This is a genomic window from Streptomyces sp. NRRL S-118 (assembly GCF_000716335.1).
Classification (GTDB): domain Bacteria; phylum Actinomycetota; class Actinomycetes; order Streptomycetales; family Streptomycetaceae; genus Streptomyces.
Genome location: NZ_KL591003.1, coordinates 479,562 through 492,323 on the forward strand (window position 1 = coordinate 479,562; position 12,762 = coordinate 492,323).

Here is a 12,762-nt window from a genome sequence, read left to right on the forward strand (position 1 = left end):
ACGCGCTCGAGCTGGGAGGACACGGTGGGGCGGCTGACCGGTGGTGACCCGTCGTTGCTGCGGCGGATCAACTCCGCGGTGGTACTCCATGCACTGCGGGGCTCCGACGCGCTCACGCTGACGGACCTGACGCGCATCACGGGTCTGTCCCGGCCCACGGTGGAAGGCGTGATCGAGGGGCTCATGGGCAACGGCCTGGTGGTCGAGGCCGCGCCGGAGGAGGGTGAGACGCGCCGCCAGGGGCGGCCGGCGCGCCGCTTCCGGTTCCGCGCGGAGGCCGGGCATCTGCTGGGCATCGAGATCGGGCCGCACCGGGTCGCGGCGCTCATGTCGGGGCTGGACGGGCGGATCATCGGCGCGGGGTCCCGCGAGGTGTCCGAGACGGCGTCCGCGGACGAACGGCTGGAGCGGGTCCGGACGGTCGTCGCCGATGTGCTGCGGCGCACCGGGGTGCCGCGCAGCAGCCTGCGCGCGGTGGGCGTGGGCACACCCGGCATCGTGGAGGCGGACGGGACCGTCCGGCTCGGTACGGCGCTGCCCGGCTGGACCGGTCTGGCGCTGGGCGAGCGGCTGCGCCGTTCGTTCCGCTGCCCGGTGCTGGTGGAGAACGACGCGAACGCGGCGGCCGTGGCCGAGCAGTGGAAGGGCGCCGCGACGGACTCGGACGACATCGTCTTCGTCCTGGCCGGGCTGAGTCCGGGGGCCGGATCGCTGATCGGCGGGCGGCTGCACCGGGGCTTCGGCGGGGCCGCCGGGGAGATCGGCGCGCTGCACCTGCTCGGACAGGGCGCCACACCGGAGACGTTGCTGTCCACGACGGACGAGCCGCTGCACCCGCTGGACGAGCAGGCCGTCGCCGAGGTCTTCGCGCTGGCCCGCCAGGGCGACGTGCGGGCCGGGGCCGCGGTGCAGCGGTTCATCCAGCGGCTGGTGCACGACGTGGCGGCGCTCGTGCTGGCGCTGGACCCGGAGCTGGTCGTGATCGGCGGCTGGGCGGCCGGCCTGGACGGGATACTCCCGCCGCTGCGGGAGGAGCTGGCGCGGTTCTGCCTGCGCCCGCCGCGGGTGGCGCTGTCGCTGCTGGGCGAGGCGGCCGTGGCGACCGGCGCGCTGCGGCTGGCGCTCGACCACGTGGAGGAGCAGCTGTTCGCGGTGGAGGGCACGGTGACGGCCCGCCGCTGAGCCCTGCCGGGCGCTGCGCCGGTCCCCCGTGGCCGGTGTCGCCCGGGACGGGCCGTACCGCCGCGCACGGCGCACCGGGCGCGGCGGGGGTACGGGCGTCAGGACGCGATCCGGAGGTCCCCCGCGTCGCCGAAGGTCAGCCGGCAGGTGTCGGCGCGGTACGTGGCGACCGAGACGGCCGCGGTTCGGCCCTGCGAGAAGTACCGCGTGGTGACGACCAGGACCGGGGCGCCGGGGAGCCGGTCGAGTTCCCTGGCGTCGTCCGCGCGGGCGGAGCCGAGCTCCACTGCGCGGTCCTGGCCCTCCAGGGTCAGGCGCTGGAGTTCGCGCAGGACGCTGCGGGCGCGGGCCGGACCGGAGGGGGCGTCGATGGCGGTGAGGTCAGGGACCGAGGCGGCGGGGACGTACAGCTGCTCGGCCGCGACCGGCTGGCCGTGGGTCACGCGCAGGCGCCGCACCGTGTGGACGGCCTCGTCCGTGGCGGGGTCGAGATCGAGGAGGCGGGCCACCGCGGCGGGCGGCACGGCGGACGCGCACTCGACGGGCTGCCAGGCCTCCTCGCCGGGGCCGGGCCACTGCTGCTGGGTGGTGGAGACGTCGACGCCCATGCGCGGCGGGGCGACGGTGGTGCCGACGCCGCGGCGCCGCTGGAGGCGGCCTTCGAGCTCGAGCTGCTCGAGCGCCTGGCGGAGCGTGGCGCGGGCGACTCCGAAACGAGCGGCCAGTTCCCGCTCGTTGGGCAGGATCTCGCCCACCGCGAAGTCGGTGTCCAGTGCCTCACTGATCACTGTCTTGAGGTGCCAGTACTTCGGCTCCGGCACCGATTCCAGCTGCGTGGTCCCCACCCTGATCCTCCGCAATCGCCGTGTCACCGGCGGCTTTCCGTGCCCTTGTTTATTAAAGGTTCCTGCACTAACTCTCCGACCGACCATAAGGCGGCCCCCACCCTTGGTCAAGACCAATGCGCCGGCCCCGCGTCCGGGATCGGAACGCGGGGCCGGGGGGAATCGGGAAGGGGTGCCGCTATGGCGTGAGGGAAGACAGTTTGTCGGGGTTCCTCACGATGTAGATGCACTGGATGCGGCCGTCCCGGACGTCCACCTGGATGACGGCGTCGGGTTTCCCGTCCGTCAGCACGAGCAGCGCGGGACCGCCGTTGAGTTCGACCAGGCGGGACTCGAACCCGGTGTCCTTGGCCACGGCCAACAGGAACCGGCCCACCTTGTCGGCGCTCTCCATGACCCGCAGCGGCGCCTTGGCCTTGCCGCCGCTGTCGCCGACGAGCCGGACGTCCGGTGCCAGCAGCGCCAGGAGGTTGCCGAGGTCGCCGCCGGCCGCCGCCTCCAGGAAGCGCTCGGTGAGGTCCCGGCGCTCGGCCGGGTCCACGTCGTACCGGGGCCGGCCCTCCTCGACGTGGCGGCGGGCGCGGCCCGCGAGCTGCCGGACGGCGGCCTCGGACCGGTCCAGGGTCGCCGCGATCTCCGCGTACGGGAATCCGAAGGCCTCGCGGAGCACGAACACCGCTCGCTCCAGCGGGGAGAGCGATTCGAGGACGACCAGGACGGCGAGCGAGACGGAGTCGGCGAGCACCGCGCGCTCGGCCGTGTCGGGGACGGTGGGTCCGAAGTCGGTGGCGACGGGTTCGGGCAGCCATGGCCCGACGTACGACTCGCGCCGGGCCTGGACCTGGCGCAGGCGGTCGATGGCCAGCCGGGTGGTGATCCGTACGAGGTACGCGCGCGGCTCGCGGATCTGTCCGTGGTCGGCTCCCGTCCAGCGGAGCCATGCCTCCTGGACCACGTCCTCGGCGTCGGTTACCCACCCGAGCATCCGGTAGGCGACGCCGGTCAGGACCGGCCGGTGCGCCTCGAACACGTCGGTGGTGTCGGTGTCGGTGTCGGTGTCGGTTGCCACGGATGCCATCCCATCCGACGGGGAGGCCCGTGTCCAGGAGCAACGGCTGCGGAACGAACCACACCCGGACGGCCGCCGGACGGCCGCGCCCCTTGAAGTCGGGACTACCCGGCGGTAATTGTTGCTGACAGAGCGTCTACATCACGGCAGGGAGCAGCAGCATGGCCGCACAGGTCTCCTTCACCATCGAGTCCCTCCACGGGCCCCGCACACTGTCGCTGGAGTACGAACGGGCCGGCTCCGGAGAACCGCTTCTGCTGCTGCACGGCATCGGACACCACTGGCAGGCGTGGCGGCCGGTCATGGACATCCTGGCGGCCGAGCGCGAGGTGATCGCCGTCGACCTGCCGGGCTTCGGCGCCTCCCCCGCGCTGCCCGACGGGGTCCCCTACGACCTCCCCACCGTGGGCCGGGTGCTCGGGGCGCTGTGCGAGAGGCTGGACGTCGACCGGCCGCACGTGGCGGGCAACTCCCTCGGCGGGCTGCTGGCACTGGAGCTCGGGCGCGAGAAGCGGGTGCGGTCCGTGACGGCGCTGTCGCCCGCCGGCTTCTGGGTGGAGAGCGAGCGGCGGTACGCCTTCGCGACCCTGCGCGCCATGCGGGCCGGCGCCGAATCCCTACCCGTTCCGGTCATCGAGCGGATGTCCCGCACGGCGACCGGGCGGGCCGCGCTGACCAGCACCATCTACGCGCGGCCGGGACGGCGGTCACCCGAGGCGGTCGTCGCCGAGACGCTGGCGCTGCGTCATGCGTCCGGATTCCACCAGACCCTCGCCGCCGGGCGGAACGTCCTGTTCACGGACGACCTCGCGGGCCTGCCGGTCACCATCGCGTGGGGCACCCGCGACCGGCTGCTGCTGCGCCGCCAGGGTGTCCGGGCCAAGCGGGTGATGACCGGCGCCCGGCTGGTGCGGCTGCCGGGGTGCGGACACGTGCCCATGAACGACGATCCCGCCCTGGTGGCGCGCGTGCTCCTCGACGGCAGCCGCTGACCGGCTCCCGGACCTCCGCGAGCCGCCACCCGGGAACCTGGGCCTCCGCGAGCCGCGACCCAGGATCCCGGAGCCCAGGGCCACGCCCGCGCCGACGAGCGCGCTCCCGACGCCCTGGGCGGGGCCGTACGAACCGGTCGCGACGAGTGGTGCCGTCATCGCCGCCGACACCGGGATCAGACCCGAGAAGAGGGTGGCGCGCTCGGCCCCGATCCGCTGCAGGCCCAGGTACCAGCAGAGGAAGCCCACGACGGTGACGACTGCCGCCTGCCACAGCAGCGCGACCGCCTCCTGCGGGGCCGGCACCCGGAGCACCTCGGTGCCGTCGAGGACGAGACCGAGCGCGGCGGACTCCAGGGCCGCGACGCCGCAGACGGTGGCCGTCAGCAGCCTGGGCCCGAGCGGCTTCAGTACGGGTACGGCCAGCACGGCGAAGCCCACCTCCCCGACCAGGGCGGCGGCCGACCAGGCGATGCCGGCCGCGTCCGTACGGCCCCAGCCCTGCACGGTGAACGCCCCCACGGCGACCAGCAGCGCCCCGTACAGCACCGGGCGGGCGGGCCTGCGGCCGTCCAGCAGGGGGACGAGCACGGCGACGACGACGGGCGCACAGCCGACGAACACGCCCGGGACGGCGGGCTCCGCGGTGCGCTCGGCCGCGAGCACGGCGAGGTTGAATCCGACCATGCCGACGGCGGCGAGGACGGCGAGGCGCCCCCACGAGCGGGCACCGAGGGCACGCAGCGGGGCCGTACCGCCGCGGCCGAGGAGCGGCAGGAGCAGAAGGCAGGCGAGGCCGTAGCGCAGTGCCTGGCCGCCCGCGTGGGGATAGGCGCCGAGCACGCTGTTGGCGGTGAAGGAGGCTCCGACGAGGACGCAGGCGAAGGCCGCGAGCAGCGCCCCGCGCGGGGATGTCACGTTCATGGCACCGACGCTAGGGAGGGCGGCGGTCCGGTTCGGGGTCCACTCTCCCGCCGTGTTCGTGGACCACTTCCGCGGCGCCCGCCCCGGGGTTTGTAGGGTCCGGGGCATGGTGGAGGCGGGGGCCGCGCACACGGGTGCGGAGTGCGCGGGGACGGAACAGGCGGGGATGGAGAAGGCGGCGGGAGAGGCGGCGCGGGCCGCGGGCGCGGCGAGCCGGTGCGAGGAGCGATCGTCCGGTGCCGCCTGGGAGTTGCTGCTCCCGGCGGCTGCCGCGCCGCCCCGGCGCAGGGGCCGGACGTTGCAGGCGGCACTGCGCGAGGCGGTCCGTTCGGGGCGGCTCGCGGCGGGCACGCGGCTGCCGTCGAGCCGTGAGCTCGCGGCCGACCTCGGGGTGTCGCGGGGTCTGGTGACGGACGCCTACGAGCAGCTGACGGCCGAGGGGTACCTGCGCAGCAGTCGCGGTGCGGGCACGTGGGTCGGCGACGCGGTCCGGGCCTCCGGCGCGGGCGGGGACGGCCCGGCGCCGGCCGGTCGCAGCGGTCCCATGCCCGCCGCGGGCGGCACCCGGACGGGTCCCGGACCGGCGCCCCGTGCCCCGGTGGCGACGCGGGTGGACTTCACTCCGGGGACGCCGGACCTGTCGCTGTTCCCGCGCGCCGCCTGGGCGGCGGCGCACCGGACCGTGCTGTCCCGGCTGCCGCACGCGGCGCTCGGTTATCCCGATCCGCGCGGTCTCCCGGACCTGCGCGCGGCCCTGGCGGCGCTGCTCACCCGGCGGCGCGGGGTGGTGGCCGCACCGGAGCGGGTGGTCGTGTGCTCGGGGGTCGCCCAGGCCATGACACTGCTCGGCTTCGTCCTGCGCGGACGCGGGCTGCGGGATATCGGGGTCGAGGACCCGGGCAGCCCGGAGCACGCCACCCTCTTCGCGTCGGCCGGGCTGCGGACGGTGGGGCTGCCCCTGGACGGCGAGGGACTGGCTCCCGGGCCGCTCGCCGCGTCCGGGGTACGCGCCGTCGTGACCACGCCCGCCCACCAGTTCCCCTCCGGGATCGCCTGTTCACCCCGGCGCCGTACGGAACTGCTCGACTGGGCGCGGACGGTGGACGGCTACCTGATCGAGGACGACTACGACGGCGACTTCCGCTACGACCGGGCTCCCGTCGGTGCCCTGCAGGGCCTCGACCCCGCACGCGTGGTCTACACGGGCTCGGTGAGCAAGTCCCTGGCGCCCGGGCTGCGGCTCGGCTGGATGGTCGTGCCGGAGCCGCTGGTGGAGGAGGTGGTGGACCGCAAGCGCACCATGGACCTGGGCAACCCGTCGCTCGACCAGGCGGTGCTCGCCGAGGTCGTCGCGGGCGGCGGCTACGACCGGCAGCTGCGGCGGTGCCAGCGGGCCTACCGCGAGCGGAGGGACGCGCTGGTCACGGCGCTGGCTCAGTACCTTCCCGGTACGCGGGTCAGCGGCATCGCGGCCGGACTGCACGTCATCGCGCGCGTGCCGGGGCATCACGGCCCGGAGGCGGCGTTCCTGGCCCGGGCAGCCGCGGCCGGAGTGCTGGTGCGGCCGCTGTCCGGCTACGGGACGGTGGCGCGGGACGACGGGGACGTACCCCTGGTCCTGGGTTACGCCCATCTGACGCCGTCCGACATCGCCCTGGGGGTACGGCGGATGGCGGACTCCTGACGACGGCCGCGACGGGGCGCCGTGGGCTTGTTCACCCGGCGTTCGCGTGGGCGTCGTGACCGGGCACTAGGCATGCCCCGGCACGCCCGTTCCGGCCCTGGAGACGACCGATGCAGCTGTACCGTCCTGACCCCTCGCCCGCCCGCCGCACCGTCCTGCGCGGCTCCCTGGCCGCGTCGGCGGCCGTGTCGCTGGGGGCGCGCTCAGCGCCCGCGCAGGCCCGTTCCGGGCGGCCGCGCGCCGCCTGGGGCGTCCAGACGGGGGACGTCACGTCGTCGTCCGGTCTGGTGTGGGTGCGGTCCGACCGGCCGGCCCGGATGGTCGTCGAGACCTCGGCCACCGAGTCCTTCCGCCACCCCCGCCGGTGGGAGGGCCCGCTGCTGGGACCGGACACCGACTGCACGGGGACGACCGCGCTGCGCGGCCTGCCGCCCGGCACGCAGATCCACTACCGGGTCACCCTCGCCGACCCGGACGACCCGCGCCGCACCGGTGAGCCGGTGTACGGCACCTTCCGGACGGCGCCCGCGCGGCGCCGGGACGGGGTGCGGTTCCTGTGGTCGGGCGACATCGCCGGACAGGGCTGGGGCATCAACCCGGACATCGGCGGCTTCCGCGCCTACGAGGAGATGCGCCGCCTCGACCCGGACTTCTTCCTGTGCAGCGGCGACACCGTCTACGCCGACGGGCCGCTCCTGCCGAGCGTGACCCTTCCGGACGGGCGGATCTGGCGCAACGTCATGACGGAGGAGAAGGCGAAGGTCGCCGAGACGCTCGACGAGTACCGCGGCGTCTTCCGCTACAACCTGCTGGACCACAACGTCCGCGCCTTCAACGCGCAGGTGCCGGCGATCGTGCAGTGGGACGACCACGAGGTGCGCAACAACTGGTACCCCGGCCAGATCCTGGACGATCCGCGCTACGGCGAGAAGGACGTGGACGTCCTGGCCGCCCGCGCCGGGCGGGCGTTCGGCGAGTACTTCCCCGTGTCGACGGTGTCCGCCGGCCGGATGCACCGGGTGGTGCGCCACGGGCCGCTGCTCGACGTGTTCGTCCTGGACATGCGCACGTACCGCAACGCCAACTCGCCGGGGCGGCAGCCGGACGACACGACCGGCATCCTCGGGGCGGAGCAACTGGCCTGGCTGAAGCGCGAACTGGCGCGGTCGCGGGCGGTGTGGAAGGTGCTCGCCGCCGACATGCCGCTCGGGCTGGTCGTGCCGGACGGGGCGGTGGACTTCGAGGCGGTGGCTCAGGGCGACCCGGGGGCGCCGCTCGGCCGGGAGCTGCAGATCGCCGAGCTGCTGCGGTTCATCAAGCACCGGCGGATCACGGGCACGCTGTGGCTGACGGCCGACGTGCACTACACGTCGGCACAGCACTACCTGCCGGAGCGGGCCGCGTTCAAGGACTTCGCGCCCTTCTGGGAGTTCGTGTCCGGCCCCCTGGCGGCGGGCGGGTTCCCGGCGAACGCGCTGGACGGCACGTTCGGGCCGGAGCGGGTGTTCGTGCGGGCCCCGCAGCGGGCGAACGTCTCGCCGATGGAGTCGCCCCAGTACTTCGGCGAGGTCGACATCGACGGGGACAGCGGGGAACTGACCGTGCGGCTGCGGGCGGAGGGCGGCACGGTGCTGTTCGGCAAGGTGCTCCGGCCGGGGCGCGTCGGCCAGTGAAGCCGGTGCCCCGCCCCGTGGGGCACCGGGCGGGGCACTCGCCCGGGGCCTTCCTGTGCGGGGCGGGGGTTGCCCGGGGCCGTAGCGGCCGGGCCGGGGCGATTGTCAGTGGTGGGTCCTACCGTCTCCCCCATGACGCGATCCGTGCAGGCACTCGCCTATTCCCGTCCGTCCGCCCTGGAGTCGTCCGGGGCCGGACGGCTGCTCGGCCTGGAGACATCGGGCGGGCTCACGCCCGCCGGGGCCGAGGCCCATCCCCGTTTCTTCGCCGGCTTCCTGACGTCGCCGCAGATAGCGGCGCGCGGGCTGCTGGCGGTCGCGGATGTCGCGGCGGCCCGGTACTACCAGCGGCTGCGGCCGGCGTCGCTGGACCCGGTGGTGACGGGGAACGGCGACCGTCTGCGCTTCGAGTCGTTCTCGGGCTGCGGCGGCGTGTACGCACGGCTCGATGTGCTGAGCGAAGGCCTCGACGGCGCCGCGACGGGGCACGGGACGACCAACGTGGACGTCAACAACCCGCTGCGCGAGGCGCTTTCCCGGTTGACCGGCGACGATCCGCTGCATCTGCGCGTCGGCCCGGAGGAGATGGCGGTGACCACGCTGGGCGGCGCGGTGGTGGAGAAGAAGGTGCCGCTGCCCGACCGCTGGCTGCGCGGCTTCGCCGAGGCGCAGGTGGCGTGCGCCGGCTTCGACCTTCGCGCGGAGCTGTCCGCCGCCGAGGCCGTGCGGTTCCTGCGCGCGCTGCCGCGCACGCCGGGGGCCACGGCCCGCGGGCCGCTGTGGGTGGCGCCGGCCGGGAGGACCTTGCGGCCGACGACCCGGCCGGTCCCCGGCGCGGTGTGCCTGCCGGGCCCGGAGCGCCTGGTCGCGCTCCAGCGAGTGCTGCGGCACGCCACGGCACTGCGGGTGTACGGGCCGGTGCCGGACGGCGCCGCGACGGCGAGCGCCTGGGAGGTGGCACTGCCCGGGATGCGGCTGACCCTGACGCTCTCACCGGACGCCTCGCGCGGCTTCTCCGGGGAGGGCGGCGTGCTGGAGGCGCTGGCCACCCAGGAAGCCGCGGAGGACGCCGAGCTGGTGTCGGTCCTGCTCGCCTGGGAGCCGCGGATCGACCTCGCCGACCTGGCCGCGCAGGCCGGACTGCCGGTGGAGCGGGTGCGGGCGGCGCTGACCCGGCTCGGGACGGCGGGCCGGGTCGGTTACGACGTGGCGGACGCCGCGTACTTCCACCGGGAGCTGCCGTACGACGCGGACCGCGCGGAGCGGCACAATCCGCGGCTGGTGGCGGCGCGTGCCCTGGTGTCCTCGGGTGCGGTGGAGCTGTTGCCGGACGGGGAGCCGGCGCTGGTGACCTCGGGTGAACGCCGTTACCAGGTGCGGTGGTCGGAGGGCCGTGTGCTGGGCTGCACCTGCCGGTGGTGGGCGGACTACCGGGGCCGCCGGGGCCCGTGCAAGCACGCGCTGGCGGTACGGATGGCGCGGCGCGGCGCCGGCTCGCCCGTGGGCGACCGCGGAACCGGCGGCGTCGCGGCGGTCGCCGGAGGTGCCCGGTGAAGCGTGCGGAGGAGCTCACGCGGGAGCCGGCCGAGCCGGCGGCGCTGCTGACGGCCGTGCGCGAGGGGCGGCGCGACGACGTGCCGGGACTGCTGGAGGCACTGGGCCCCGCCGGACGCAGGGCGGCCCTCGATGAGCTGAAGGCACTGCGCAAGGAACTGCGCGGCTGGGGCTGGGAGCGCTGGGAGGAGCGGCGGCGCGTCGCGCGGGCGCTGCTGGTGGCCGGGGCCGGCTGTCACACCGGGGCCGCGGCGGCGGCCGCCTGGATCGGCGCCCGCGATCTGCGGGACTGGGAGCGGCTGCCCTGCGGCATGCTCCTGGACCTGCTCGCCGACCGGGGGCCCGAGTGGCTGGGCGACGTGGCGCACCGGCTCGCCGGGCGGGCGGCGACGGCCGAGGAGGACTACGGGATGATCGCCGGGCTGGTCCGGGTGTCGGGCTGCCCGGTGCCGGTGACGGACGGCTTCGTGCACGGCTGGGCGGACGCGGTCGCGAGCGGGGGCATCCTTGCCACGCTGCGCAGCGACCCGCACACGCGGGTGCTGGTGCCCCGGCTGTTCCTGACGGCCGAGCCGCCCGCCACGCTCACCTGGCGCGACGAGGACTGGCAGGCGGCGCTGGTGACACTGGCCGCCGAGGGCGCGGTGGACCGGGCGGAGCTCGTCGACGCGTGCGTGGCGCGGCTGCTGCGCGGCGGCAGGCCGGGCGGGCATCGGTTCTTCCTCGCTCTGTTGCGGCGGCTGGAGCTCACGCCGGCCGAGGAACGGGCCCGTACGGCCGACTGGATGGGCATGGCGGCCGATGCCGCCTCGACCGTGGCCGGGCACGCTCAGGACGTGCTGGCACGCCTGGCCGGGTCGGGAGACCTGTCCGCGCGTGAGCTGGCCGAGGTGTCCGCGTCGGTGCTGTTCCGCACGGAGAAGAAGCTGGTGCGGGCGCAGTTGGTGCTGTTGGGGAAGGCGCTGCGGCGGGGCGGGCCCGATACGGCGGCGGAACTGCTGCCCGCGGTCGCCGAGGCGTTCGGGCACGAGGACTCCGAGATGCGGGAGCGCGCCCTGAAGCTGGTCGGCCGCCACCTCGCCGCGGTCGGCGAGCGGACGCGTACCGAGCTGGCGGAGGTGGCGGCGGTGCTCGGTCCGGCGCACCGGGCGGCGGCGGCCGAGGTGTTCGGCGGCGCGTTGCCGCGGGAGACCTGGGAGGCCGGGCCGTACGAGGAGATCCTGCCTCCGGCGCCCCGGCCGCAGCGGGTGGACCCGGCGGCGGGCAGCCTGCCCGAGCTCGTCGAGGACCTGGCGGCCCTGCTGGTGTCGGACGACGACGTCATCGGCGTCGAGCGGGCGCTGGACGGACTCGTCCGGCACGCGCACCGGGACGGGAACGCGCTGCGCGAGGCCCTGCTGCCGCTCGTCGCCGGCCTGTGGTGGTACAAGCGCGACACGGACGTCATGCGGCATCTCGGGCCGCTGGACATCGTCGTCGGTGCCGTGGTGGGGAAGGTGACGACCGGGCACCTGGACGCGGCGCTGCGGGCGCGGCCGGTGCACACATGCGTGCACCGGGCCCTCGACCGGGTCCGGGAGGCACGGGCGCAGGAGGCCGCCCTGTCGGTGCTGGAGCGGCCGGTGCCGTTCCTGCTCGCCACACCGACGTGGCACACGGGCGCGGTGGACCCCGGTGAGCTCGTCGAGCGGCTGACCGCGTACCGGCGGCTCGGCGCCCGGCCGGGTGAGCTGGACTTCGCGCAGGCTCTGCTGCGCGTGCGCCGGTCGGGCCCCGCCGCGGCCGAGGCGGCCGGAGCCGCCGCGCGGCTGGGCACCCCGGAGGGACAGCGCCTCGCGCAGTGGCTCACCTCCCCGGAACCGGTGGCCCCCGCGCTGCGCGCGGTCATGGATGCCGAGGACGCGGACGGCGACGGTCACTTCCCCTGGGGGCGTGCGCTGCTCCGGCGGATCGTCCTGACGCCCCGGGCACACCGCGTCATCGAGCGGGACTTCCCGCCCGCGTTCCACTGGCTGGGCCGCGCCCCGGCGGGCACCGGCCGGAACTGCCACCACTGGGGCGGCTGGGCGGCGCACTGGACGGCCGTGCTGCCGGAGGACCGCGAGACGCTCGCGGCATGGCTGCTGCCGATCGCCACCTCCGCCGCGGACGACCTGCGCGGGGGCGCCCGTTCCCTGCCGCAGCTCGTCGAGGCGGGCGGCGAGGCGGGCCCCGCCGTGCACCTGACGCTCGCCACCGGGCTGGGCGCGCGACACGTGGAGGACCGCCTGGCGGCGGTCGACGCCCTGCTGGTCCTCGCCGCGCGCGGCGAGCTGGACGCGGCCCTGCTCGGCAAGGACCTCGCGGAGCTGGTGCGGCTGGGTACGGTGAAGCCCAACCGGCTGGCGGACGCGGCCCGTACGGCCGCCGCGACGGGGGCGTACGCCACCACGTGGTCCGTCCTGGGCAGCGCCCTGCCGGGCCTGTTCCCGGGTGGTGAACCGGTGCGCGGGCTGGGGGAGATACTGGGGGTCGCCGCCGACTGCGTCGAGCGGTGCGGAGCGCCACCGCACGCCACCGGCACCACGGGCATCATCGGTACCACGGGCTCCGGCGCACCGGTTGCGGGCACCGCGGCCGCGCGGGACGGGATGGACGCGGTGGACGCGCTCGCGGCTCGTCGCGGCTCCTCGCAGCTCGTCTCCCAGGCGAAGCGGCTCGTGAAGGCCCTGGCGAACACGTCGGTGCACGAGACCGGTCATGCGACGCCGGAACTAGTTGAAAATACTCATTAAAGGGCCAGATGCATCCTTAACCCATCAGTCACAAAGGGTTCGTGATCACGCAACACCACTGGGTC

General features: G+C 75.5%; 8 protein-coding genes and 1 pseudogene. 6 read left to right on the top strand and 3 right to left on the bottom strand.

Features of this window, described 5'->3' with window-relative positions; all coding sequences use genetic code 11:
• The first annotated feature begins 24 nt into the window (after positions 1-24).
• A complete protein-coding gene (locus IH00_RS0108910) occupies positions 25-1,182 on the top strand; it encodes an ROK family protein (RefSeq protein WP_031071404.1) in 1,158 nt (385 codons plus the stop codon).
• 98 nt (positions 1,183-1,280) lie between these two features.
• Here IH00_RS0108910 and IH00_RS0108915 read toward each other — a convergent pair whose 3' ends face one another.
• Together IH00_RS0108915 and IH00_RS0108920 are read right to left on the bottom strand one after the other, a co-directional pair.
• Positions 1,281-2,027 carry a GntR family transcriptional regulator gene (locus IH00_RS0108915; protein WP_031071405.1) on the bottom strand — a complete coding sequence of 249 codons (747 nt, stop codon included), beginning with the start codon at positions 2,025-2,027 and terminating at the stop codon, positions 1,281-1,283.
• Positions 2,028-2,205: 178 nt separating this feature from the next.
• Positions 2,206-3,096 (bottom strand): RNA polymerase sigma-70 factor, encoded by an 891-nt coding sequence (locus tag IH00_RS0108920; protein WP_031071406.1) that lies wholly within the window; start codon positions 3,094-3,096, stop codon positions 2,206-2,208.
• A 161-nt stretch (positions 3,097-3,257) separates the two neighbouring features.
• Here IH00_RS0108920 and IH00_RS40015 point away from each other — a divergent pair, with 161 nt between their 5' ends.
• Positions 3,258-4,088: an alpha/beta fold hydrolase gene (locus IH00_RS40015; protein ID WP_031071407.1), complete on the top strand. Its 831-nt coding sequence runs from the start codon at positions 3,258-3,260 to the stop codon at positions 4,086-4,088.
• 87 nt (positions 4,089-4,175) lie between these two features.
• On the opposite strand, the pseudogene IH00_RS0108930 reads toward IH00_RS40015, so the two are convergent.
• Positions 4,176-5,120: pseudogene (locus IH00_RS0108930) on the bottom strand (DMT family transporter); the annotation flags it as partial.
• Between the two features lie 142 nt (positions 5,121-5,262).
• Between IH00_RS0108930 and IH00_RS0108935 the strand changes: the two are divergent.
• From IH00_RS0108935 to IH00_RS0108950, 4 genes are all read left to right on the top strand, one after another.
• A complete protein-coding gene (locus tag IH00_RS0108935; RefSeq protein WP_031071409.1) occupies positions 5,263-6,696 on the top strand; it encodes a MocR-like pyridoxine biosynthesis transcription factor PdxR in 1,434 nt (477 codons plus the stop codon).
• 110 nt (positions 6,697-6,806) lie between these two features.
• On the top strand, positions 6,807-8,369 hold the full coding sequence (locus IH00_RS0108940; RefSeq protein ID WP_031071410.1) for an alkaline phosphatase D family protein: 1,563 nt from the start codon (positions 6,807-6,809) through the stop codon (positions 8,367-8,369).
• Positions 8,370-8,501: 132 nt separating this feature from the next.
• Positions 8,502-9,923, top strand: a complete 1,422-nt coding sequence (locus IH00_RS0108945) for an SWIM zinc finger family protein (RefSeq protein ID WP_052411282.1) — start codon at positions 8,502-8,504, stop codon at positions 9,921-9,923.
• On the top strand, positions 9,920-12,697 hold the full coding sequence (locus IH00_RS0108950) for a DUF7824 domain-containing protein (protein WP_063835328.1): 2,778 nt from the start codon (positions 9,920-9,922) through the stop codon (positions 12,695-12,697). The genes IH00_RS0108945 and IH00_RS0108950 overlap by 4 nt, the downstream gene beginning before the upstream one ends.
• The last annotated feature ends 65 nt before the right edge of the window (positions 12,698-12,762 follow it).